Annotated in this window: 21 protein-coding genes and 2 pseudogenes; 17 read left to right on the plus strand and 6 right to left on the minus strand. The window is 63.2% G+C overall.

The window, feature by feature from the left end:
- Positions 1 to 11: 11 nt before the first annotated feature.
- Positions 12 to 458: a type II toxin-antitoxin system RatA family toxin gene (locus tag HB778_RS29750; RefSeq protein WP_183459063.1), complete on the plus strand. Its 447-nt coding sequence runs from the start codon at positions 12 to 14 to the stop codon at positions 456 to 458.
- A 133-nt stretch (positions 459 to 591) separates the two neighbouring features.
- Here the strand turns inward: HB778_RS29750 and HB778_RS29755 are convergent, their stop codons facing one another.
- Complete coding sequence (locus HB778_RS29755; protein WP_183459065.1) at positions 592 to 1,074, minus strand: CinA family protein; 483 nt, start codon at positions 1,072 to 1,074, stop codon at positions 592 to 594.
- Entirely contained in the window at positions 1,071 to 2,294 is a 1,224-nt protein-coding gene (locus HB778_RS29760) for a bifunctional 2-C-methyl-D-erythritol 4-phosphate cytidylyltransferase/2-C-methyl-D-erythritol 2,4-cyclodiphosphate synthase (RefSeq protein WP_183459067.1), read from the minus strand. Before HB778_RS29760 ends, HB778_RS29755 begins: the two co-directional genes overlap by 4 nt.
- A gap of 231 nt (positions 2,295 to 2,525) precedes the next feature.
- Between HB778_RS29760 and dusB the strand changes: the two are divergent.
- From dusB to hflX, 8 genes and pseudogenes are all read left to right on the plus strand, one after another.
- Positions 2,526 to 3,553, plus strand: a pseudogene (gene dusB / locus HB778_RS29765) (tRNA dihydrouridine synthase DusB).
- Positions 3,550 to 4,692, plus strand: a complete 1,143-nt coding sequence (locus tag HB778_RS29770; RefSeq protein ID WP_183459069.1) for a two-component system sensor histidine kinase NtrB — start codon at positions 3,550 to 3,552, stop codon at positions 4,690 to 4,692. The pseudogene dusB and the gene HB778_RS29770 overlap by 4 nt, the downstream one beginning before the upstream one ends.
- The gene (ntrC, locus tag HB778_RS29775; RefSeq protein ID WP_019858034.1) at positions 4,689 to 6,149 is read left to right on the plus strand and encodes a nitrogen regulation protein NR(I); all 1,461 of its coding nucleotides are present in this window, start codon (positions 4,689 to 4,691) and stop codon (positions 6,147 to 6,149) included. Before HB778_RS29770 ends, ntrC begins: the two co-directional genes overlap by 4 nt.
- Before the next feature lie 128 nt (positions 6,150 to 6,277).
- Positions 6,278 to 8,566 (plus strand): annotated as a pseudogene (locus tag HB778_RS29780) (ATP-binding protein).
- On the plus strand, positions 8,556 to 9,917 hold the full coding sequence (locus tag HB778_RS29785) for a sigma-54-dependent transcriptional regulator (protein ID WP_010909346.1): 1,362 nt from the start codon (positions 8,556 to 8,558) through the stop codon (positions 9,915 to 9,917). The pseudogene HB778_RS29780 and the gene HB778_RS29785 overlap by 11 nt, the downstream one beginning before the upstream one ends.
- A gap of 101 nt (positions 9,918 to 10,018) precedes the next feature.
- Positions 10,019 to 10,882: a D-amino-acid transaminase gene (locus HB778_RS29790; RefSeq protein WP_183459071.1), complete on the plus strand. Its 864-nt coding sequence runs from the start codon at positions 10,019 to 10,021 to the stop codon at positions 10,880 to 10,882.
- Positions 10,883 to 11,027: 145 nt separating this feature from the next.
- The gene (gene hfq, locus HB778_RS29795) at positions 11,028 to 11,273 is read left to right on the plus strand and encodes an RNA chaperone Hfq (protein WP_006202172.1); all 246 of its coding nucleotides are present in this window, start codon (positions 11,028 to 11,030) and stop codon (positions 11,271 to 11,273) included.
- On the plus strand, positions 11,274 to 12,665 hold the full coding sequence (gene hflX / locus HB778_RS29800) for a GTPase HflX (protein WP_183459072.1): 1,392 nt from the start codon (positions 11,274 to 11,276) through the stop codon (positions 12,663 to 12,665).
- Between the two features lie 62 nt (positions 12,666 to 12,727).
- Here the strand turns inward: hflX and mazG are convergent, their stop codons facing one another.
- Both mazG and HB778_RS29810 read right to left on the minus strand, forming a co-directional pair.
- Positions 12,728 to 13,552 carry a nucleoside triphosphate pyrophosphohydrolase gene (gene mazG, locus HB778_RS29805; RefSeq protein WP_183459074.1) on the minus strand — a complete coding sequence of 275 codons (825 nt, stop codon included), beginning with the start codon at positions 13,550 to 13,552 and terminating at the stop codon, positions 12,728 to 12,730.
- An 80-nt stretch (positions 13,553 to 13,632) separates the two neighbouring features.
- Positions 13,633 to 14,817, minus strand: a complete 1,185-nt coding sequence (locus tag HB778_RS29810) for an aromatic amino acid transaminase (protein ID WP_183459076.1) — start codon at positions 14,815 to 14,817, stop codon at positions 13,633 to 13,635.
- A gap of 181 nt (positions 14,818 to 14,998) precedes the next feature.
- Between HB778_RS29810 and HB778_RS29815 the strand changes: the two genes are divergently transcribed.
- The 5 genes from HB778_RS29815 (at position 14,999) to HB778_RS29835 (ending at position 18,796) form a co-directional block, all read left to right on the plus strand.
- Positions 14,999 to 15,592, plus strand: a complete 594-nt coding sequence (locus tag HB778_RS29815) for a histidine phosphatase family protein (protein WP_183459078.1) — start codon at positions 14,999 to 15,001, stop codon at positions 15,590 to 15,592.
- Positions 15,593 to 15,679: 87 nt separating this feature from the next.
- The gene (locus tag HB778_RS29820; RefSeq protein ID WP_183459080.1) at positions 15,680 to 16,231 is read left to right on the plus strand and encodes a sigma-70 family RNA polymerase sigma factor; all 552 of its coding nucleotides are present in this window, start codon (positions 15,680 to 15,682) and stop codon (positions 16,229 to 16,231) included.
- Entirely contained in the window at positions 16,228 to 17,001 is a 774-nt protein-coding gene (locus HB778_RS29825; RefSeq protein ID WP_183459082.1) for an anti-sigma factor family protein, read from the plus strand. The genes HB778_RS29820 and HB778_RS29825 overlap by 4 nt, the downstream gene beginning before the upstream one ends.
- Positions 17,002 to 17,024: 23 nt before the next feature.
- Positions 17,025 to 17,741, plus strand: coding sequence for a Bax inhibitor-1/YccA family protein (locus HB778_RS29830; RefSeq protein ID WP_183459084.1), 717 nt, complete (start codon positions 17,025 to 17,027; stop codon positions 17,739 to 17,741).
- Positions 17,742 to 17,911: 170 nt separating this feature from the next.
- Positions 17,912 to 18,796: an aldose 1-epimerase family protein gene (locus HB778_RS29835; RefSeq protein ID WP_183465265.1), complete on the plus strand. Its 885-nt coding sequence runs from the start codon at positions 17,912 to 17,914 to the stop codon at positions 18,794 to 18,796.
- Positions 18,797 to 18,891: 95 nt separating this feature from the next.
- On the opposite strand, the gene HB778_RS29840 is transcribed toward HB778_RS29835, so the two are convergent.
- Complete coding sequence (locus tag HB778_RS29840; protein ID WP_183459086.1) at positions 18,892 to 19,803, minus strand: agmatinase; 912 nt, start codon at positions 19,801 to 19,803, stop codon at positions 18,892 to 18,894.
- 189 nt (positions 19,804 to 19,992) lie between these two features.
- Between HB778_RS29840 and HB778_RS29845 the strand changes: the two genes are divergently transcribed.
- The 3 genes from HB778_RS29845 (at position 19,993) to HB778_RS29855 (ending at position 21,516) form a co-directional block, all read left to right on the plus strand.
- On the plus strand, positions 19,993 to 20,556 hold the full coding sequence (locus HB778_RS29845) for a lysozyme inhibitor LprI family protein (RefSeq protein ID WP_183459088.1): 564 nt from the start codon (positions 19,993 to 19,995) through the stop codon (positions 20,554 to 20,556).
- Positions 20,557 to 20,602: 46 nt separating this feature from the next.
- The gene (gene nudI / locus HB778_RS29850; protein WP_183459090.1) at positions 20,603 to 21,034 is read left to right on the plus strand and encodes a nucleoside triphosphatase NudI; all 432 of its coding nucleotides are present in this window, start codon (positions 20,603 to 20,605) and stop codon (positions 21,032 to 21,034) included.
- Positions 21,035 to 21,315: 281 nt separating this feature from the next.
- A complete protein-coding gene (locus tag HB778_RS29855) occupies positions 21,316 to 21,516 on the plus strand; it encodes a GNAT family N-acetyltransferase (protein WP_244661666.1) in 201 nt (66 codons plus the stop codon).
- A 13-nt stretch (positions 21,517 to 21,529) separates the two neighbouring features.
- Here the strand turns inward: HB778_RS29855 and HB778_RS29860 are convergent, their stop codons facing one another.
- Positions 21,530 to 22,348 (minus strand): MBL fold metallo-hydrolase, encoded by an 819-nt coding sequence (locus HB778_RS29860; protein WP_183459092.1) that lies wholly within the window; start codon positions 22,346 to 22,348, stop codon positions 21,530 to 21,532.
- Between the last annotated feature and the right edge of the window lies 1 nt (position 22,349).

The following is a 22,349-nucleotide window of genomic DNA, read 5'->3' on the forward strand; positions in this document are numbered from 1 at the left end:
AACCCGTCTTCATGCCGAAATTCGAAGCCACCCGTCGCGTCGCCCATACGCCGGAAGAAATGTTCAGGCTGGTCGCCGATGTCGAGGCTTACCCGCAATTCCTGCCGCTGTGCGAGGCGCTGGCCGTGCGCTCTCGCAAAGAGCGCGACGGCCGCACCATTCTCCTCGCCGACATGAGCATCGGCTACAAAGCGATCCGCGAGACCTTCACTACGCAGGTGCTGCTGAAGCCCGATGAGAAGACCATCGACGTCAAATATATCGACGGCCCGTTCAAATACCTCAGCAACATCTGGCGCTTCGACCCGGCCGACAGCGGTTGCGAGGTCCACTTCTTCATCGACTACGAGTTCAAGAGCCGTATTCTCGGCGTGCTGATGGGAACAATGTTCGACCGCGGCTTCCGCATGTTTTCCGAGGCCTTCGAGAAGCGTGCCGACATCATCTACGGCGTTTAGAGCAATTCCAGGAAAAGTGTGAGCGGTTTTCCGCCTGGAATTGCGTCAAAACAAAGAGTTAGAGCGTTTCGCCGTTTCCATGAAACGGTGAAACACTCTAGCCGGCATGACGCTATCGCGGTGAATCCATGCTTTATCCAAGCGCGCGCAGGCCGAGCTGCAGCGCGTGTCTCACCGTCTCGTGGCGGATGAATTCGCGGCCCTTATGGCCAAACAGCTGGCGCTCGGCGACAACCGGCTGGCCGGCCAGGGCAAGGCCGAACCAGACGAGGCCGACCGGCTTGTCAGCCGAACCGCCGCTTGGACCGGCAATGCCGGTAACGGCAAGAGAAAGGCTCGCGCGCGAATGCGTCAGCGCGCCGGCCGCCATCTCCAGCACTGTTTCGCGCGACACAGCTCCATGCGCGTCGAGCGTTTCGGCGGAAACGCCGAGCATCTCCATCTTGGCTTCGTTGGAATAGGTGATGAAGCCGCGGTCGACCACGGCGGAGGAGCCGGCAATGTCGGTGAGCGCGGCGATGATCAGGCCGCCGGTGCAGCTTTCGGCTGTCGCCAGCATGATGCCACGTTGCTGGCAGGCCAGCAGCAGGGCGTTTGCGAGTTCGGCGTTGCTCATTCCGGCACCTCGCCGGGGAACACCACGCTGGCGGTGGCGATCGCCGCGATGCCTTCCTCGCGGCCGACGAAGCCGAGCTTCTCATTGGTTGTCGCCTTGATCGAGATGCGATCGGCGGAAATCCCCAGCATCTGCGACAGGGCTGCCGTCATCGCCTCGCGGTGCGGCCCGACGCGCGGCGCCTCGCAGATCAGTGTGATGTCGGCATTGGCGATGCGTCCGCCGCGTTCGCGCACCACTTTGGCCGCATGCTGGACGAAGATCCGCGACGCAGCACCCTTCCACTGCGGATCCGACGGCGGAAAATGCGTGCCGATGTCGCCGGCGCCGCAGGTCGCCAACAGCGCGTCGGTCAAAGCGTGCAGGCCGACATCGGCATCGGAATGGCCGGACAGTTTCTTGCCGTGCGGAATAGCGACGCCGCACAGGGTGACATGGTCGCCGGGCTCGAAGGCGTGGACGTCGTAGCCGTTGCCGGTACGGATGTCGGGGAAGTGTGTGCGTTCGCTGGAAAGCCGCTGGTGCGCCATGGCGATGTCCCGTGCCCAGGTGAGTTTGACATTGTCCGGCGAGCCGGGAACGAGCTTGACCGGAATATGTGCCCATTCTGCGATGGCCGCGTCGTCGGTGAAGTCCAGCCTGCCCAGCTGATGGGCCTTGTCGTGTGCGGCAAGGATTGGGCCGTAGGGAAAACCTTGCGGCGTTTGCGCCGCATGCAGCCCGCTGCGGGAAACGGTTTCCGCGACGACGCCGGCAGCCGACTCGCGCTTCAGCGTGTCGGCGACGGGCAGGGCGGGCAACGCCCCCTCGTTCTCGCCGATGGCGGCGATGGTGCGGTCGATCAACTCCGCGTCGACGAACGGTCGGACGGCATCGTGAATCAGAACCTGATCCGGCGCGTGGTCTTTGAGCGCAAGCAGCCCCAGCCGGACGGACTCCTGCCTGGTCGGTCCGCCAATGACGGCGGTGACACGCTCAGCCTGGGTGCCCGCCGCTTGCCGGAACAGTTCGTGGTCGTCGGCGTGGATGGCGACGACAATCCGGCCGGTTCGCGGATGGGCCAGAAACATCTCCAGCGTATGTGCAATGACGGCGCGGCCACCGATGTTCTGGTACTGCTTGGGCCCGTTGGCCTGTCCGGCACGAGCGCCGCGGCCGGCGGCGACGATCACCACCGCAACCCCACCTGTCGCGCTCGCGTTTTCACTTCCGTCAGTCATGGCGATTGGCTTAGCGCACGATCCCCAAAAGTGTAATTGGTTTTCCAAAAAGATCGTGCGTCAAATTTGAACTCCAAAGCGTCTTGAAGGACGCGCGGCGCCCTGGTTGCGGCAAAAATCGAAGGCCGGGATTTTCCCAATTGCGCCTTAATGTGGCGTCATTCCGCGTTGCACATTGCGGCCGATATGGCTAGAGAATGTGCAACGAATGGACATGCTTGGTTTTTGTGCATGGTTAACCTGACCAAATTGGCCGCGCCTCTCGGCGTCGGCGGCGTGGAAATCCGCAATCGCGTATTCCTCGCACCGATGTCGGGCATCACCGACGAGCCTTTCCGGCGACGCGCCCATGCGCATGGCGCGGGCCTGGTCGTGTCCGAAATGGTGGCAAGCGGCGAACTCGCCAAGGGCAGGGCCGGCTTCGACCTGCGCATACGTCATTCCGGCCTGCCCGTCCATATGGTGCAGCTGGCTGGCCGCGAAGCGGTACACATGGCCGAAGGCGCGCGCATCGCCGCCGGCGAGGGCGCCGACATCATCGACATCAATATGGGCTGTCCGGCCAAGAAGGTCACCGGCGGTTATGCCGGTTCGGCGTTGATGCTGGATCTCGACCATGCGCTGTCGCTGATCGAGGCCGTGGTTGGCGCGGTCAAAGTGCCGGTGACGGTCAAGATGCGGCTCGGCTGGGACGAGGGCGCGCTCAATGCGCCCGTCCTGGCGCGCCGTGCCGAGCAGGCGGGCGTCAAGATGGTGACGGTGCACGGCCGCACGCGCTGCCAGTTCTATCAGGGCAAGGCCGACTGGCGTGCCATCGCCCGCGTCAAGGAAGCGGTGTCGATTCCCGTCGTTGCCAATGGCGATGTCTGCTCCCCGGCCGAAGCAGCCGCCATTCTCGACCAATCCGGCGCCGATGCCGTGATGGTCGGCCGTGCCCACTATGGCGCGCCTTGGATCGCCGGTGGCATCGCAGCCGTAGCCGCAGGCAAAACGGTGACCGACCTGCCTCAGACTCCGCGGCTCTGGCCGACTATATCGTCGCCCACTACGAGGACATGCTGGCGCTTTATGGCGTCGAGAGCGGCCTGCGCCAGGCGCGCAAGCATCTGGGCTGGTATCTCGATCGCCATGCCGTCGGCGTCGCCGATGACGACCGAAAAGCGATCATGACCGCGTTCGAGCCGGCCCGTGTCATTGCCTTGCTGCGAAATGTGTTCTCGCGTGATCCGCAATCCTTGAACCTGCGGAGCGCCGCATGAACGCCACCGCTGGCCAAGGCATCGAGACGCCGAATGCCGCCCAGATCGTCCTCAACACGATCCGGCGCCCGGTGATCATGATCAGCGAGGAAGGGTTCATCACCTTCGCCAATGCCGATGCCGAGGATTTCTTTCGCTCCAGCGCAACCATGCTGGCGCGCAACACCCTGTCCAAGCTGATCCCCTTCGGCAGCCCGCTGCTGACGCTGGTCGATCAGGTGCGCGAGCGCCGGGCTCCGGTCAACGAGTACCGCGTCGACGTGTCGTCGCCACGCCTTGGCATCGAAAAGGTCGTCGATCTCTATGTCGCGCCGGTGCCTGAATTCCCGGGCTCCGTCGTGGTCATGTTCCAGGAACGGTCGATGGCCGACAAGATCGACCGCCAGATGACGCATCGCGGTGCGGCGCGCTCGGTGACCGGCCTGGCGGCGATGCTCGCCCATGAGATCAAGAACCCGCTCTCCGGCATCCGTGGTGCCGCGCAACTGCTCGAACTATCCGCCTCCGACGAAGACCGTGCGCTGACCCGGCTGATCACCGACGAGACGGACCGAATCGTCTCGCTGGTCGATCGCATGGAGGTGTTTTCCGACGAGCGGCCGATCGATCGCTATCCCGTCAACATCCATGTCGTGCTCGACCATGTGAAGGCGATCGCAAAGAACGGCTTTGCCAAGAGAATCAAGATATTGGAGGACTATGATCCATCATTGCCTCCGGTATTCGCCAATCGCGACCAGCTGATCCAGGTGTTCCTGAATCTGGTCAAGAACGCCGCCGAAGCGATCGGCAGCGACCCGCAGGGCGAGATTGTGCTGTCGACCGCCTTCCGGCCGGGCATTCGCGTTTCGGTTCCAGGCACACAGGACCGCGTCTCGTTGCCGCTGGAGTTCTGCGTGCGCGACAATGGCTCCGGCGTCTCGGAGGATATTCTGCCGATCCTGTTCGATCCCTTCATCACCACCAAGCCGAACGGCTCGGGGCTGGGGTTGGCGCTGGTCGCCAAGATCGTCGGCGAGCATGGCGGCATCATCGAATGCGATTCGACCCCACGCGGAACCACTTTCCGCATCCTGATGCCGGCCTGGAAGGAAACGCAGTTCGGTGCCGATGAAGATGGCGAAGGAGACCGCAAATGACGGTTCGCGGCAATATTCTCGTCGCCGATGACGATGCGGCGATCCGCACCGTGCTCAACCAGGCGCTGTCGCGCGTCGGCCACGAGGTGCGCGTCACCTCCAACGCCTCGACCTTGTGGCGCTGGGTAGCAGCGGGCGAGGGCGACCTTGTTATTACCGACGTGGTCATGCCGGACGAGAACGCCTTCGACATGCTGCCGCGCATCAAGAAGGCGCGGCCGGAACTGCCGGTCATCGTCATGAGCGCCCAGAATACGTTCATGACGGCGATCCGGGCATCCGAGACCGGCGCCTATGAATACCTGCCAAAACCGTTCGACCTGACCGAGCTGCTCAACATCGTCAACCGGGCGCTGTCGGAGCCAAGGCGGCCGAAGATCGATGCGCGGCCGGACGAGCAGCCCGAAACGATGCCGCTGGTCGGCCGTTCGGCGGCCATGCAGGACATCTACCGCATGCTGGCGCGCATGATGCAGACCGACCTGACGGTGATGATCTCGGGCGAATCCGGCACCGGCAAGGAACTGGTGGCGCGCGCGCTGCACGAATATGGCCGCCGTCGCGGCGGGCCGTTCGTCGCCATCAACATGGCGGCAATCCCACGCGATCTCATCGAATCGGAACTGTTCGGCCACGAGAAGGGCGCTTTCACCGGTGCCCAGAACCGCTCCACCGGCCGTTTCGAGCAGGCCGAGGGCGGCACGCTGTTCCTCGACGAGATCGGCGACATGCCGATGGAAGCTCAGACGCGCCTGCTGCGTGTCCTGCAGCAGGGCGAATACACCACGGTCGGCGGCCGCACGCCGATCAAGACCGATGTGCGCATCGTCGCCGCCACCAACAAGGATCTGCGCACGCTGATCAACCAGGGACTGTTCCGCGAGGATCTGTTCTATCGTCTCAATGTCGTGCCGCTCAGGCTGCCGGCGTTGCGCGAGCGCTCCGAGGACGTGCCCGATCTCGTGCGCCACTTCTTCAAGCTTGGCGAGATGGAAGGGCTGCAGACCAAGCGTATCTCATCCGGCGGCATCGAACTGATGAAGCGCTACCCCTGGCCGGGCAACGTGCGCGAACTGGAAAACCTCGTTCGCCGGCTGGCCGCGCTCTATTCGCAGGACGAAATATCAGCCGAGATCATCGAGGCGGAACTCAAGACCGGCGAGCGCCCCGTGGTGCCCGGCGGCGGCAACCTCATTCCCGACGACCTCTCCATCGGCCAGGCGGTCGAGCATTTCCTGCAGCGTTATTTCGCCTCGTTTGCCGGCGAATTGCCGCCCGCCGGGCTCTACCAGCGCATCCTGTCCGAAGTCGAATATCCGCTGGTCCTGGCCTCGATGACGGCAACCCGCGGCAACCAGATCAAGGCTGCGGAACTGCTGGGGCTGAACCGCAACACGCTGCGCAAGAAGATCCGCGAACTGGGCGTCAACGTCTATAAATCGTCGCGGCCCGGCTGAGCGCTGATCTGACGCACTCTTTTCAGGGGACTGAGCGGCGAAACATTTCCGCCATTGTCACACTTGTTGCATAATCGCCACAATGCGTTGCATAGATCGGACGCAATCATTGGCTCCCAGACGGCGACATGGCTCCGCAGGCACCTGTACTCAACCAACCGCTTTTCAGCGAACCCGGCGCACGCGACGGACGCCGGCTGCTGGCGCTGCCCGGCGTCGTGGCGGTCGTCGGCGCGCTGGTCATGGCGGCCATTTCGTTCACCATCCTGGTCGGCGCGACGCCGATCGCGCCTGACGCCAGGACGACCTGGGCGCTGATCGCGCTCAACGCCGCCTTCGTGCTTTTCCTCAGCGCGCTGGTCGGACGCGAGGTGCATCGCATCGTCATGGCGCGCCGGCATGGCAAGGCGGCCTCGCGGCTGCATGTGCGCATCGTCGCCATGTTCGCGCTGGTTGCCGCCATTCCCGCCATCATGGTGGCGATCATCGCCTCGATCACGCTCGACATCGGCCTCGACCGCTGGTTCGAGATCCGCACCAAGACGATCGTCAATTCCTCGCTGTCGATCGCCGATGCCTATGTCCAGGAAAATGCCCGCAATTTGCAGGGCACGACGCTGTCGATGGCCTATGACCTCGATGCGTCGCGCACGCTCTACGGCCTTGATCGCACAGGCTTTCTCGACCTCCTGAACAAGGAGGCGGTGGGCCGGTCGCTGGCCCATGCGGCGCTGATCAAGCCCGACGGCTCGTTCGTCATGAGCGCCAAGACGGATGCCGACTTCGCCATGCCGGAACCGCCGGAAGGCTCAGTCAGCAGCGCCACCGAAGGAAAACCGGTGTTGATCGAGCCGCGCACCCGCAACATCATGGGCGCCATCGTCAAGCTGCGTGAGATCGAGGGCCTCTACCTCTACACCATCCGCCTTGTCGATCCCGAGGTCATCAAGGCGCGGCAGATCGTCAGGTCCAACACCGACGAATACCGCAATCTCGAAGACAACAGGCGCACCTCGCAAGTGGCCTTCGCGCTGCCCTACCTATCGCTGACCCTGATCATCATCCTGTCGGCAATCTGGACCGGCATTGCCGTCGCCGACCGTCTCGTGCGGCCGATTCGCCAGCTTATCGGTGCCGCCGATGAGGTGGCGACCGGCAATCTCGACGTCGCGGTTCCCGTCAGGCCTTCGGACGGCGATGTCGCCTCGCTCGGCGATACCTTCAACAAGATGTTGCTGGAGCTCAAATCGCAACGCAACGAGATCCTGTCGGCAAAAGACCTGATCGACGAGCGACGGCGCTTTTCGGAGGCCGTGCTCGCGGGCGTCACCGCCGGCGTCATCGGCGTCGATCCCTACGGCATCGTCACCATCGTCAACCGCTCGGCCGAATCGATGCTGGCGATCTCCGCCAGCGCCGCGCTCGGGCAGAACCTTTCCGCCATTCTGCCGCATGTCGGCCGCGTCTTCGAGATTGGCCGCCAGTCGGGCAAACCCGTCTACCGCGAGCAGGTGACATTCTTCCGCGCCGGCACCGAGCGCACTTTCAACGTGCAGATCACCATCGAGGCGGGCGACGACGGTTCGGAGGAAAAATCCTACGTCGTGACGGTCGACGACATCACCGATCTGGTTCAGGCGCAGCGTTCTTCTGCCTGGGCGGATGTGGCGCGCCGCATCGCCCACGAGATCAAGAACCCGCTGACGCCGATCCAGCTTTCGGCCGAGCGCATCAAGCGCCGCTATGGCAAGGTCATCACCGAGGACCGCGAGGTTTTCGACCAGTGCACCGACACCATCATCCGGCAGGTGGAGGACATCGGCCGCATGGTCGACGAATTCTCCGCCTTCGCGCGCATGCCCAAGCCCGAGATGAAGGCCATCGATCTGCGCGAAATCGCTGCGCGAGGCGTCGTTCCTGGTCGAAGTCAGCCGCGCCGACATCACCTTCGAGCGGGTCTTCGGCAACGAGCCGCTGAAGGGCACCTTCGACAGCCGCCTTTTGGCGCAGGGCCTTCGGCAATGTGATCAAGAATGCCGCCGAGGCGATCGACGGGCTGGAACAGAAGGACGGTTCGCACGGCATAATCCGGATTCAAGCCGGCCGTCACAATGGCGCGATTCTGAATCGACGTCATCGACAATGGCAAAGGCCTGCCGCGCGAGAATCGCCAACGGCTGCTCGAGCCCTATATGACCACACGCGAGAAGGGCACCGGACTTGGTCTCGCTATCGTCAAGAAGATCGTGGAGGACCATGGTGGCAGGCTGGAACTTCATGATGCACCTGCGGATTTCCATGGTGGGCGCGGTGCGATGATCAGCATCATTCTGCCGCTCGCGGCTGCCATGCCGTTGCGCGGTGAAGCCAAGACGGAACACGAAAGAGAAACTGAAAAGGTCGGTAATGGCGTCTGATATTCTCATCGTCGATGACGAGGAAGACATCCGCGAGCTCGTCGCAGGCATCCTGAGCGACGAAGGTCACGAAACCCGTACGGCATTCGATGCCGACAGCGCGCTAGCTGCTATAGCTGATCGCGCGCCGAGGTTGATTTTCCTCGACATCTGGCTGCAGGGTTCGCGTCTGGACGGCCTGGCGCTGCTCGACGAGATCAAGACCATGCATCCCACGCTGCCGGTGGTGATGATCTCCGGCCACGGCAACATCGAGACGGCGGTCTCGGCCATCCGCCGCGGTGCCTATGATTTCATCGAGAAGCCGTTCAAGGCTGACAGGCTGATCCTCATTGCCGAGCGCGCGCTGGAAACCTCGAAGTTGCGGCGCGAGGTTTCCGACCTCAAGCAGCGCAGCGGCGAGACCTTCGACCTGATCGGCATGTCGTCGGCGATGAGCCAGTTGCGCCAGACCATCGAGCGCGTCGCGCCGACCAACAGCCGCGTGATGATCATTGGCCCTTCGGGCTCGGGCAAGGAACTGGCGGCGCGCGCCATCCACACGCTGTCGGCGCGCAAGGGCGCGCCATTCGTGACGCTGAGCGCCGCCAACATCACGCCCGAACGCATGGAGATCGAGCTGTTCGGCACCGAATCGAATGGCGTCGAGCGCAAGGTCGGCGCGCTGGAAGAGGCCCACCGCGGCATTCTCTACATCGACGAAGTGGCCGACATGCCGCGCGAGACGCAGAATAAGATCCTGCGTGTGCTGGTCGAGCAGCAGTTCGAGCGGGTAGGGGGCACAAAGCGGGTCAAGGTCGATGTCCGCATCATCTCCTCGACCTCGCAGAACCTGGAAGCCATGATCGCCGACGGACGTTTCCGTGAGGATCTCTACCATCGCCTGGCGGTGGTTCCGGTCATGGTGCCGGGGCTGGCCGAGCGGCGCGAGGATATTCCCTATCTCGTCGACAATTTCATGAAACAGATCGCCCGCCAGGCCGGCATCAAGCCGCGCCGCATCGGCGACGACGCGCTGGCCGTGCTGCAGGCACACAACTGGCCGGGCAACGTCCGCCAGCTGCGCAACAATGTCGAGCGGCTGATGATCCTGGCGCGCGGCGACGACGTCGATGCGCCGATCACCGCGGACCTTCTGCCGTCCGAGATCGGCGATGTCATGCCGCGCACGCCGAATCAATCCGACCAGCACATCATGGCGCTGCCGTTGCGCGAAGCGCGTGAACAGTTCGAGAAGGACTATCTGATCGCCCAGATCAACCGCTTTGGCGGCAACATCTCGAAGACAGCCGAGTTCATCGGCATGGAACGTTCCGCCCTGCACCGCAAACTGAAGTCGCTGGGCGTCTGACGCGCGCGATGTCCATTCAGTCGCGTGTGGGCCAACCATTTGCCGGTTACGGCAGCGACGGAATCGCATAAGACAGCCCGAGAATTTCCCAGGGGTCGCCAATGCCGCGCATTACCTATGTCAACGGGCGCTACGTCGCTCACGCCGACGCTTCCGTGCATATCGAGGACCGCGGCTATCAGTTCGCCGACGGCGTCTATGAGGTCTGCGAGGTCGCGAGGGGCTTCATCGTCGACATGCCGCGCCATCTGGCCCGGCTGAACCGCTCGCTGACCGAACTGTCGATCGCCTGGCCGGTCGCGCGCAACGTGCTGCCGCTCATCCTGCGCGAAGTGGTCAACCGCAACCACGTCGTCAATGGCCTTGTCTATGTCCAGGTGACGCGCGGTGTCGCCAGCCGCGACTTTGTCTTCCCCTCGACGGACACCAAGCCAGCTTTGGTGGTGACCGCCAGGAAGGCCGACCCCGCCGCCGCTACAAAGCGAGCCGAAACCGGCATCGCCGTCATCACCGTATCCGAGAACCGATGGGACCGGGTCGACATCAAGACTGTTGGACTGCTTCCCAATGTATTGGCCAAGCAGAAAGCCAAGGAAGCCGGCGCTCAGGAGGCGTGGTTCGTAGATACCGATGGCAACGTCAAGGAAGGCGGTTCGTCGAACGCATGGATCGTCACGCGGGACGGCGTCCTGGTCACCAGGCCGGCCGATCATGGCATCCTGCGCGGCATCACCCGCACGACCATGTTCGAAGTGGCGGCAAAGCTCGGCCTGAAGATCGAAGAGCGCGGTTTTTCCGTCGCCGAGGCCAAGGCGGCGCGCGAGGCTTTCATCAGTTCGGCGACGACAATTGCCATGCCTGTCGTGGCCATCGACGGCGATCCGGTGGCCAACGGGCACCCCGGCTCTGTGACACTTTCGTTGCGGCAGGCCTTTTTTGACATTGCGGAAAAAAGTCCAGCCTGATAACCGCACAGGTGGAATGAACATCAATATATCTCGTTCTGCTTGTCGTTACTGACGACAAGACGGTGTTTGCGCGCTTGACATGTGCCCGACAATTTGGCGCATTGGCTTGCAAACCGAAGGGGATCGGCGAAAGACAAGAACAATGGCGGAACGATCGCAAAACCTTCAGGACCTGTTCCTGAATTCAGTTCGCAAGAGCAAGAACCCGCTCACCATCTTCCTCATCAACGGCGTGAAGTTGACCGGCGTGGTCACTTCGTTCGACAATTTCTGTGTGCTGCTGCGCCGCGACGGTCACTCCCAGCTCGTCTACAAGCACGCCATTTCCACGATCATGCCGAGCCAGCCGGTTCAGATGTTCGATGGCGAGGAAAGCCAGGGCGCCTGATTGGCACGTGAGAAGGACGCGGACGCGACCGTTCGCGGAAAACCAGCGCATCATCCCGGGACGCAAGCCAAGGGGCCGACCCGGGCTGTCGTCATCGTGCCTGTGCTTACCCGCCAGCCGCGTGGCGACGACGAGACGAACCGCCCAAGACTGACGCGTTCGGCCGAGGCTCGCCATGACGAGGCGGTCGGCCTTGCCCGCGCCATCGATCTTGACCCGGTCCATACGGCCGTCGTGACCGTCAACGATCCGCGCCCGGCGACCTTGCTCGGCAGCGGCAAGGTCGAAGAGTTCGCCGAGATCGTCAAGGAGAAGGACGCGGAACTGGTCATTGTCGACCATCCGCTGACCCCGGTGCAGCAGCGCAATCTCGAGAAGGAATTGCATGCCAAGGTTCTGGACCGCACCGGGCTGATCCTCGAGATCTTCGGCGAACGCGCCCGCACCAAGGAAGGCACGCTGCAGGTCGAGCTTGCCCATCTCAACTACCAGAAGGGCCGCCTGGTCCGCAGCTGGACCCACCTCGAGCGCCAGCGCGGCGGTGCCGGCTTCCTCGGCGGTCCCGGCGAAACCCAGATCGAATCCGACCGGCGGCAGTTGCAGGAAAAGATCATCAAGCTGAAGCACGAGCTGGAAACGGTTCGCCGCACCCGCGACCTGCATCGCGCCAAGCGCAAGAAGGTGCCGTTCCCGGTGGTGGCAATCGTCGGCTACACCAATGCCGGCAAGTCGACGCTGTTCAACCGGCTGACCGGAGCGGACGTGCTGGCGCAGGACATGCTGTTTGCCACGCTCGACCCGACGCTGCGCCGCGTGCGCCTGCCGCATGGCACGCCGATCATCCTGTCGGACACGGTCGGCTTCATCTCCGACCTGCCGACGCATCTGATCGCAGCTTTTCGCGCGACGCTGGAAGAGGTGGTGGAAGCCGATCTCGTCATCCATCTGCGCGACATTTCCGATCCCGACACGGCGGCCCAAGCCGAGGATGTCGAGCGTATCCTGGCGGATCTGGGTGTCGACGCCGGCGATACCAAGCGGGTGATCGAAGTCTGGAACAAGATCGATCTGCTCGACGAAGGCAACAGGAACCGCCTGCTTGCCGACGCCGCCGACGGCAACAAGGGGCCGCCGATCGCCATATCGGCGGTGACCGGCGAGGGCATCGATGCGCTGAAGGCAATCATCGAGACACGCATGGCAGGCGAGCTGGAAGACCTGACGGTGACGATCGAGCCGGCGCAGTTCGGTCTTGTCGACTGGCTTTATCGCAATGGCGATATTGTTTCGCGCACCGACAATGAAAACGGCAGCGCCACCATCTCGCTCAAGGCCACGCAAAGCGCCCGTGAAGAGATCGAAAGCCGATTGCGCCGTAAAAACAACGGCTAACTCGAGGCAATTCCAGCAAAAGTGTACAGCGGTTTTCCATCCGGAATTGCCGGTCTATAGGCCTATTTCGCGCTCTTTGCTTCCTGCCAGAGCGTTTCCATCTCGTCCAGGGTGGCCTTGTCCAGCGTGTTGCCGGACTTTTCCAGGGCCTGCTCGACATAGTGGAAGCGCGACCGGAATTTCTCGTTGGTGCCGCTCAACGCCGCTTCAGAGTCGAGCTTGAGGTGACGGCCAAGGTTGACGACGGCGAACAGCATGTCGCCGAACTCGTCCTTGATCGACGCCGTATCGCCCTTGGCCAGTGCTTCGCGCAATTCGCCGATCTCTTCCTCGATCTTGTCGAGGATCGGGGCAGCCTCGCTCCAGTCGAAGCCGACACGGGCAGCCTTCTCCTGAAGTTTGAGCGCCCGTGTCAGCGCGGGCAGGGCGACTGGAACACTGTCCAGAAACCCCTTGCCATTGTCCTCGGGGTCGAGGCCGCGGGCGAGGCGGGCTTGCCGCTTCTCCCTCTTCTCCTCAGCCTTGATCTTTTCCCACATGCCCTTGGCCATGCCGGCACTGCGGGCTTCTTCGTCGCCGAAGACATGCGGATGACGGCGGATCATTTTGGTGGTGATGGCCTGGACCACATCCGGGAAGGCAAATTCACCCGCTTCCTCGGCCATCTGTGCGTGGTAGACGACCTGCAGCAGCAGGTCGCCGAGTTCGTCGCGCAGATCGTCGAGGTCGCCGCGCGCGATGGCGTCCGCCACCTCGTAGGCCTCTTCGATCGTGTAGGGCGCGATGGTCGAGAAATCCTGCTCGATATCCCACGGACAACCGGTCTTCGGCGCACGCAGCGCCGCCATGATCTCGATCAGGCGCGAAATGTCTTTGGATGGCGTCATGTGGCGGATGCTATCCCGCTGCCCGACGCGCGGCCAATGCTGTCAGCCGGCGAGGGCGCCTTGTCCACAGGTGAGCCGCTTTAGTCGAGTACGGAGACGATCGCCTTGGCGAGGTCGTCCATGCCGTCCTCGGGCAGTCCGGCGACGTTGATGCGGCTGTCGCCGACCATGTAGACGCCGTGCTCGTCACGCAGCCTCTCGACCTGCGCTTCCGTCAGGCCAAGCCGCGAGAACATGCCGCGATGGCTGGCGACGAAGTCGAAGCGGTCGGAGTTGGACTGCCGGCGCAGCGCCTCGGCGAAAGCCACACGAAGCCGCAGCATGCGCAGGCGCATCTCTTCCAGCTCGGCTTCCCAGTCGGCACGCAGGCTGGCGTCTTCCAGCACGATGCGCACCGCCGCGGCACCATGGTCCGGCGGCATCGAATACATGGCGCGCGCCGCCGACAGCATCTGGCTCATCGCCACATCGGCCTGCGCGCCGTCCTTGGCCAGGACCATCGCCGCACCGACACGATCGCGGTAGACGGCGAAATTCTTCGAGCAGCTCGACGCAACGACCATTTCCGGAACTTTTGCCGCCAGCAGGCGCAGGCCGAGGGCGTCGGCTTCAAGGCCGTCGCCAAAGCCCTGATAGGCGATGTCGACGAATGGCAGCAGGCCGCGCTCGACGATGAGATCGGTTACCGCCTGCCATTGGGCCGCATCGAGGTTGGCGCCGGTCGGGTTGTGGCAGCAGCCATGCAGCAGCACCACATCGCCGCTCTTGGCCGTGCGCAGTGCCGCCAGCATGTCGTCGAAGCGAACGGCACCGGAGGCCGCATCGAAATAGGGGTATTCGCGGATCTGCAAGCCGGCGGAACGCATCACCGGCATATGGTTTGGCCAGGTCGGATCCGACAGCCAGACGGTTGCGTCCGAACGTGTCCGCTTGAGCAATTCCGCCACCAGGCGCAGCGCACCGGAGCCGCCAGGCGCTTGTGCTGCGCGGATGCGCGTCATGTCCGCGCCCGGGCCGAAGGCGAGCTTGGCCATCACCGCGTTGAAGCCGGTATCGCCGGCGAGCCCAAGATAGGTCTTGGTGTCCTGGCTGTTCAGCAGCCGCTTTTCCGCCTCGCGCACGGCGCGCATGACCGGCGTCTTGCCGTCGCGATCCTTGTAGACGCCGACGCCGAGGTCGACCTTGTTGGGGCGCGGATCGGCGCGATAGAGGCCGATCAAGGCCAGGATCTTGTCGGCGGGGGCTGGCTGCAGGTCTTCGAACATCGTTATGGTTCCGTTGGCGCGGCGGAGTGATACGCAAATCGAACGCGCTTCGCCAGCGGTTTTGGTTGCCTGAACGCGAAAGGCGGCAGCCACGGGCGCCGCCTTTCGATCGAAACGATAGCCGTTATTCTAATCCCGGCGTATGCGTCGCTAGGAAAGCAGTTCAAGGAATGACAGCTTCATGCTCGTACGGCTGACGATGATCTGCAATGGCGCCACGGCCGCGACCCGGAAGGGGGCGTTCCCGTCGGACGAGCCGTTGGAGCCGCGATCGCTGACGCTGGCGAAGGCGATGCGCGGGACGTTGCGCCGTGCCGACCGCGTGTGGACGGCGCCTTCGCTTCGCGCCAGGCAGACCGCCGAGGCGCTGGCGCTGGACGCATCGGTCGAGCCGCTTCTGGTGGACCAGGATCATGGAAGCTGGGCCGGCATGCGTTTTGAGGACGTGCAGACGAAACAGCCCGAGGACATCGCTGTCTGGCTGACAGACCCCAATGCAGCGCCGCATGGCGGCGAGTCGTTGGCCGATGTTGCCCACCGGGCTTCCGAATTGATGGATCGGTTGATGGCCGAGCGTGGCCACACGATCGCGATAACCCATGCCAGCGTCATTCGCACCGCGATCTTGCATGTTCTGGGTGCCCCGCTTGCTGCTAGTGGGAAGATCGACATCGAGCCGCTGAGCATCACCGATTTTCGCAGCGACGGCCACAGGTGGGTGCTGCGCGCCTGCGGTGTACCCGCTCCGAAACCGGTAAAGCCACTTCGCACCTGAGAGTGAGGCAGGGCGAGGGGACTGCGAACGCGATCGTCCGGCGGAGCCCGGCAAGAAAAATGGCACAGTCGGGATTAAAATCTCCACATGCTCCGTAAACAGGGCATGAAACGGTCGATGCCACGCTTTGACATCATAGGACAGCTCGGGTCTCTGCGGCGCTACGCACAGTCGCTGACGCGCGACAGTGCGGATGCCGAGGATCTCGTGCATGACGCGCTGGTGCGCGCCTATGAGCGGCGCGGCACCTTCCGCTCGGGTGGAAACCTGCGGGCCTGGCTGCTGTCGATCGTCCATAACGCGTTTGTCGACCGCGTCCGCTCGCGCCGCTCGGAAGCGGCGCGCATCGAACAGGCCGGATACCTCGCCGATGCCGCCACGCCGGCGCCGCAGGAACATTCGGTGCGCCTGGCGCAGGTGCGGGAGGCCTTTTTCAACCTGCCGGAAGAGCAGCGTTCGGCACTGCATCTGGTCGCCATCGAAGGGCTTTCCTATCAGCAGGCGGCCAATGCGACAGGCGTGCCGCTGGGTACGCTGATGTCGCGCATCGGCAGGGCGCGCGCCGCCTTGCGCCAGATGGAAGAAGCCGCCCCGGCGCGCGGCAAAAACCATCTCAGGATCGTGGGAGGTGAGCAATGACCGCTCTTGTCGACCCCGTTACGGACACCGACCTCGACGCCTATGTCGACGACCAGCTGGATGTCACTCGCCGCATCGAGGTCGAGGCGTTCCTGTCGATCCGGCCGGAGGCCGCGGCACGCGTGATGTCGGATCTGCGGACCCGCGACGAACTGCGCGTGGCGCTTGCCGGTTCCAAGGGCATGGCACGGCCGGCGACTGCTGACGCGGCGCGGCGGCTGGAGAGGGGGCTTGTCCGTGGCCGTGTCTTCGGTGTTTTGCAGCGCGCCGCGGCCGTTGCCGCCTTCATCGCCGCCGGCTGGCTGGCGAACGGCATCATCGGGCCGATGTCCGTGACCAAGGTCGTCGCGTCGCCGCAGCCGCCCGCCTATGTCGACGAGGCCGTGCGCGCGCACCGGACGACGCTGGTGCGCGAAACCATGCCCTCGCAGCCGGAGGCGCCCAATTACAACGCCGGCGAGATCCGCGCCGCGACCGCGATCATCATGCCGACGCTGCCCAAGGACTGGAAGGTGCGCGACGTGCAGATCTATCCGTCGCGCTTCGGCCCAAGCGTCGAGATGGCGGTCGACACCAAGGATATGGGCCTGGTGTCGCTGTTTGCGATCCGGCCGGGAACCTTCGACGTGGTCAAGCCGACCGTCGCGCCCTCGGGCGACATTTCCTCGGCCTATTTCCAGATCGGCGAGGTCGCCTATGCGGTGGTCGCCAAGAGCGGGGTTCATGACCTCGACCGCGCCGCCGAGGCGCTCGCCAAAACGCTTTACTGACCGATCCACAAAGGAGACTGCAAATGAATACGCCCAATCTGGGATATCGCGTCGGCACCGGCGCCCACGCCGGAGCCGTCTTCGACGAGGGCCTGCGCCAGCACATGCTGCGCGTCTACAACTATATGGGCCTTGGCCTCGTGGTCACCGGCCTGGTTGCCTTCCTGGTGTCGTCGACGCCTGCGCTCTATGTCCCGATCTTCTCCAGCCCGCTGAAGTATGTGGTGATGCTGGCGCCGCTCGCCTTCGTCCTGCTGTTTTCGTTCAAGATGCAGACCATGTCGGCGGCCGGCGCCCAGGCGATGTTCTGGGCCTTCTGCGCGGTGATGGGCCTGTCGCTCGCCTCCGTGTTCCTGGTCTTTACCGGAACCAGCATCGCGCGCACCTTCTTCATCGCCGCCACCATGTTCGGCGCCACCAGCCTCTACGGCTACACGACCAGGCGCGACCTGACGCAGTTCTCGTCCTTCCTGATCATGGGCCTGATCGGCGTGGTGATCGCCAGCATCGTCAACATCTTCCTCGGCTCGACCGCGCTGCAGTTCGCCATCTCGGTGATCGGCATCGCCGTCTTCATCGGCCTGACCGCCTGGGACACGCAGACGATCAAGGAACAGTACGCCGAGAATTTCGACGCGGAATCGCGCCAGAAGCTGGCCGTCTTCGGCGCCTTCTCGCTCTATCTGAACTTCATCAACATCTTCCAGCTGCTGCTGAACTTCACCGGCGAGCGGGAGTAACGACTGTCCGCTGTGGGCAAGGGCGGGGTTCTCGCCCTTGATGCGGAGAGGTGGCCGGAGGAGAGATCCTCCGGCCACAATTCGTTCCGGCAAGATCCGACTACGTCTTGAGTCCCCAAGAGCTTTTGCTAGTCTGCCGCGCGGCAGCCTTTAATACCGCGCGAGGACATGTGGCACAGGACAGCCAAACGCTTCAGGGCGACGGCATTTCGGCTGTTATAGTCGGGCAGGGCGCCGAACTGGTTTCGCTGCAGGATGCGAACGGATTTGAGTTCCTGTGGCAGGCCGGACCACAGTGGCGGCGCCATTCTCCGGTGCTGTTTCCGATCGTCGGCCGGCTGAAGGGCGACCAACTGCGCCATCGCGGCCAGACCTATCCGATGACACAGCACGGCTTCGCCCGCGACAAGCCGTTCACCTGGGTGGAGAGGGGGCCTCGGTCCTGCACGCTTGTCCTCACCGACGATGCTGACACGCGTGCGTACTACCCATTCGCCTTTCGCCTTGCCGTCACCTACACGCTCGACCGCCAGCGGCTTGGCGTGACCTTGGAGGTCACCAATACAGGCGATGAGCTGTTGCCGGCCTCGATCGGTGCGCATCCGGCATTCAACTGGCCGTTGCTGCCGGAATTGCCCAAGGAAGCCTATCGGTTGACCTTTGCCGAGGCCGAGCGGGCACCGATCCGCCGCCTGAAGGACGGGCTTTTACTCCCCGACCTGCGGCCAACGCTGATCGACGGCAGGACGCTTGCACTGTCCGAACGATTGTTCGACGACGACGCCGTCATCCTGGACCGGCCCGCCAGCACCAGCGTGCGTTACGCCGCCGACCACGGTCCGGCGATCGAAATGTCATGGCAGGGAGCAAAGGAACTCGGCATCTGGTCCAAACCGGGCGGCGCGCCGTTTCTGTGCATCGAACCTTGGCATGGTGTTGCAAGTCCGGTCGATTTTGACGGTGAGGTCAGCGACAAGCCTGGCGTGATGCTGATCGAACCGGGGGCGAAGCGTTCGCTGAGCTACCGGATCAGCCTGGACGAGGGGCGGCAGTGATCGGCGGACGGCCAGCCGGAATCCGACGCCATGGGACCATGCATCCTTCATAACGGATGCTCGGAGACCTGACTGTTCGAAAGAGAAGCCGGATTTCAAACCTGTCGGGAGATGGTGCCGATCACATTGACGAGAAGGCGCGCGGCGGTCAGCGCCGACAGGCCGTCAATATCGGCGGGCGGGTAGAGTTCGACAAGGTCGAATCCCACGATCCTGGCCCGCTTGCCGAGGCCCGCGATCAGGTCGATCGCCTGCGTATAGGTGAGGCCGCCCGGCGTACGCGCCGCCACGCCCGGCATGATGCCGGGGTCGAGGCTGTCGCAGTCGAAGGTGACGACGACGCGTGCGCCTTCCGGAATATGCCTGAGCGCCGCTTCCACGCCTTGGGCATGAACTTCGCGCGCGGTCACGAAACGGCTGCCATAGTGCTGCGCTGCCTCGATTTCAGCGAGGCGGGCGCTGCCGACGCTGCGCAGGCCAACCTGCACCATGCCGGCGACATGCGGCATCTCGCTCGCCCGCCGCATCGGGCTCGAATAGCCATAGCGTTCGCCATGCACCTCGTCGCGCCAGTCGATATGGGCATCGATCTGCAGGATCCAGATCGGTCCGTGATCCGCAAAGCCGACAAGGAACGGAATGACGACGGAATCGTCACCGCCAAGCAGGATCGGCACGGCCGGCAGGGCCAGGACCTCACGCGTCTTCGCCTCGATCCGGACCCGGTTTTCGGCATTGTCGTGCAGGATGGTCGAGATGTCACCGGCGTCGACGCAGCAGGCCGGCTTGCCGTCGAACAACGGGCCGCCGAGATCGAAGTCCCAGTGCTCGACGAGCGGGGCATCACCCTGGCTGGCTGCACGGATGGCGTCGGCGGCCAACGCATAGCCGCTGCTGTCCTTGCCGGGATAGGTGCTGCCGTGACCGGCTCCGAAGATCACCGCGCGGAGCGGGCGGCCATCGGCGAGGCGATCGGGAAGGCCGAGAAAGGAAGGTGAGGCGGTCATTTTTGACGGTCCTGACTATGAGTCCAGCGCGACGGCAGGCTAGTTGTTCGTCGGTTCGATGCCATCACCGAAATCGCGGCGGGCCGGTACGAGTTGCCGAGTTCGAATGGGGCAGGGAGCGATCGCATCGCGGACCTTGTTGCAAAGGCCGCATTCTGCAAATCTGAAAGCAAAGTAGGGATCTGCGCGATGAAAAGCCTTCTGCTGCTGGCGGCTTGTGGCTTGCTGCTTGCCGCCTTGGCGCCAGCCATGGCCAAGGATCAAGCACGTGCCTCGGACAAGGCGGCACTTGCCGAATGCCTAAAATATGTCAGCGATTTTCCTGGCGACGTTCCCGGTGTGAATGAAGCGCCAAAGCCGGCATCCCATATCGACAACGCAATCAAGCTCGCCGGCCACGAACCTGCCTCGTGCATAAACTATGTAACCGATCTGTGCTCTTTCGAGATCGACGATGGCCAGTCACAGTTGGGCTTGATCGATTGCGCCGACCGCGAGGTCAGTGTGTGGGAGGATCGTCTCAACACGACCTACGATGCGCTCATGGCCAAGGCCGGCACACCCAAATTGCGGGAAGGCTATCGCAAGATGCAGCGCGCATGGATCGCTTATCTAAATGCGCGCTGTGCGGCAGAAGGGTCCGCCGAAACCGTCAACACCGATCGCCAGAGCAATATTATTGTCAGCTGCATGCTTGATGCGACGGCCCGGCAGGCACTGATCCTTGATGATGAGCTGTCGGATCTGAAGTGATCCAGCGACGAGAGATGGCGAAGGCAAATCACAGAAAGACCTGGCAATGAAGCAGAGGATTATCGTCTGTCCGCTGATCGAGAACGATGGCGCATATCTGCTTTGCAAAATGCCAAGCGACCGAGGCGTGTTTCCAGGCCAATGGGCTTTGTCCGGTGGCGGGATGGAAGCCGGAGAGAACATCGAAGAGGCACTTCGCCGGGAGATCCGGGAAGAGCTTGGTGACAAGTTGGAGATCGTGCAAGCGACCCCTTGGACATTTCGCGATGATGTTCGGGTCAAGACGTATGCGGACGGGTCGACCGAGGAAATCTACATGATTTACCTCATCTTCGATTGCCGCGCCGCCAACCGGACGGTGGAACTCAACGATGAGTTTGAGGATCACGCATGGGTTCGTGCGGGCGCGTTCGATTCCTATGACCTGAATGCAGCCACACTGATAACTTTGGCTGCGAAGGGCCTGATTCAGGGCTGACCTCTGGGGGCTGTGAAAGGACTGCAACGTCCGGCATCCACGACATCATAAAGTCGCATAAGATAGATTATGGAACTGAAGCATTGACCAGCAGCTGGAAATTGCTGCTGATTTTCATAGGCTTGGCACGATCGATGCGTATTGCCCTGAGCTGATGGCCAACGCTACGCTGCGTGAATGACGACAGCAAAGCCTGAGATCGAAGTGGCGATTGAAGTGTTCGTGCATGGCTACAGCATGGGCAGAAGCCGCACCTTTCCGGTGCCACCTGGTGCGAGGCCATGTTTGTCGAGCCTTCTCATCGGCGCCGCGGCATCGGCCAGGCGCTGATGGCTAAAATGCTGCACGACGACCAGGCCCATGGATCGCGCTGCTCGGTGCTGATGGCGACACATGCCGGAGCGCTGCTTTATCCCCGCATGGGCTATGAGCGGATTGGAACGCTGCTGATATTCGGCCCAAAGAGCCGAACGCTCTCATAAGAGGTCGTTCATATCACGCTGATTCATAAGGAATTTCGATCACCATGCCGTCATAGGCCGGCACCACGTGATCAGGCGTCTCGGCCATCACTGTGGCATAGTCGAGCGGCACGTGCATGTGGGTCAGCACGGCATTCCTCGGCGCCAGCCTCTCGATCCATTCCAGCGCCTGGCCGAGCGAGAGATGGCTTGGATGGGTGTTGTACTGCAGCGCGTCGATGACCAGCATTTCCAGGCCTCGCAGCCGCTCGGCGGTGGCGTCGGGAAAGCCGCTAATATCAGGGCAATAGGCCAGGCCGCCAATGCGGAAGCCGAGCGAGATGATGTCGCCATGGAATTGCGGCAGCGGCTCGAGGGTGAGGGCACCCCCCTCGCCTTCGATCACCACGGGCTTTGCGTGGTCGATGATATGGGCCCGCACGATCGGCGGATAGGAGCTGCCCGCCGGTGTCTCGAAGCAATAGCCGAACGCCTGTCGCAGACGCAGCATCGTCGGCTGGTCGGCATGGATGTCAATCAGGTGGCGCTGCTCCTGCACATAGCCGCGCAGATCGTCGATGCCGTGGATATGGTCGGCGTGCGGGTGCGTGTAGACGACCGCATCGATGCGTTTGACCGAAGCGAGCAGCATCTGCTCGCGGAAATCCGGCCCGGTGTCGATGACCACGGTGGTGCGGCCGCCATTGGCCGCAATCCGCTCGACCAGTGCCGCCGTGCGCATGCGCCGGTTCCTCGGATTGGTCGGGTCGCAATTGCCCCAGTCGCCGGTGATGCGCGGCGTACCTGGCGACGAGCCGCAGCCGAGAATGGTGAGGCGCAGCCGGTCAGTCATC

This window comes from Mesorhizobium huakuii, from assembly GCF_014189455.1.
In the GTDB taxonomy this organism is placed as follows: Bacteria; Pseudomonadota; Alphaproteobacteria; order Rhizobiales; family Rhizobiaceae; genus Mesorhizobium; species Mesorhizobium huakuii_A.

What these genes read in the sequence shown, in the direction of transcription:
- HB778_RS29760 (WP_183459067.1), bottom strand. Translation starts at nt 2,294, where the DNA reads ATGACTGACGGAAGTGAAAACGCGAGCGCGACAGGTGGGGTTGCGGTG.
- HB778_RS29825 (WP_183459082.1), top strand. Translation starts at nt 16,228, where the DNA reads ATGACCGCTCTTGTCGACCCCGTTACGGACACCGACCTCGACGCCTAT.
- HB778_RS29855 (WP_244661666.1), top strand. Translation starts at nt 21,316, where the DNA reads ATGTTTGTCGAGCCTTCTCATCGGCGCCGCGGCATCGGCCAGGCGCTG.
- HB778_RS29830 (WP_183459084.1), top strand. Translation starts at nt 17,025, where the DNA reads ATGAATACGCCCAATCTGGGATATCGCGTCGGCACCGGCGCCCACGCC.
- HB778_RS29815 (WP_183459078.1), top strand. Translation starts at nt 14,999, where the DNA reads ATGCTCGTACGGCTGACGATGATCTGCAATGGCGCCACGGCCGCGACC.
- HB778_RS29820 (WP_183459080.1), top strand. Translation starts at nt 15,680, where the DNA reads ATGCTCCGTAAACAGGGCATGAAACGGTCGATGCCACGCTTTGACATC.
- HB778_RS29810 (WP_183459076.1), bottom strand. Translation starts at nt 14,817, where the DNA reads ATGTTCGAAGACCTGCAGCCAGCCCCCGCCGACAAGATCCTGGCCTTG.
- HB778_RS29790 (WP_183459071.1), top strand. Translation starts at nt 10,019, where the DNA reads ATGCCGCGCATTACCTATGTCAACGGGCGCTACGTCGCTCACGCCGAC.
- nudI (WP_183459090.1), top strand. Translation starts at nt 20,603, where the DNA reads ATGAAGCAGAGGATTATCGTCTGTCCGCTGATCGAGAACGATGGCGCA.
- HB778_RS29840 (WP_183459086.1), bottom strand. Translation starts at nt 19,803, where the DNA reads ATGACCGCCTCACCTTCCTTTCTCGGCCTTCCCGATCGCCTCGCCGAT.
- hfq (WP_006202172.1), top strand. Translation starts at nt 11,028, where the DNA reads ATGGCGGAACGATCGCAAAACCTTCAGGACCTGTTCCTGAATTCAGTT.
- HB778_RS29755 (WP_183459065.1), bottom strand. Translation starts at nt 1,074, where the DNA reads ATGAGCAACGCCGAACTCGCAAACGCCCTGCTGCTGGCCTGCCAGCAA.
- HB778_RS29785 (WP_010909346.1), top strand. Translation starts at nt 8,556, where the DNA reads ATGGCGTCTGATATTCTCATCGTCGATGACGAGGAAGACATCCGCGAG.
- mazG (WP_183459074.1), bottom strand. Translation starts at nt 13,552, where the DNA reads ATGACGCCATCCAAAGACATTTCGCGCCTGATCGAGATCATGGCGGCG.
- HB778_RS29770 (WP_183459069.1), top strand. Translation starts at nt 3,550, where the DNA reads ATGAACGCCACCGCTGGCCAAGGCATCGAGACGCCGAATGCCGCCCAG.
- ntrC (WP_019858034.1), top strand. Translation starts at nt 4,689, where the DNA reads ATGACGGTTCGCGGCAATATTCTCGTCGCCGATGACGATGCGGCGATC.
- HB778_RS29750 (WP_183459063.1), top strand. Translation starts at nt 12, where the DNA reads ATGCCGAAATTCGAAGCCACCCGTCGCGTCGCCCATACGCCGGAAGAA.
- HB778_RS29845 (WP_183459088.1), top strand. Translation starts at nt 19,993, where the DNA reads ATGAAAAGCCTTCTGCTGCTGGCGGCTTGTGGCTTGCTGCTTGCCGCC.
- HB778_RS29860 (WP_183459092.1), bottom strand. Translation starts at nt 22,348, where the DNA reads ATGACTGACCGGCTGCGCCTCACCATTCTCGGCTGCGGCTCGTCGCCA.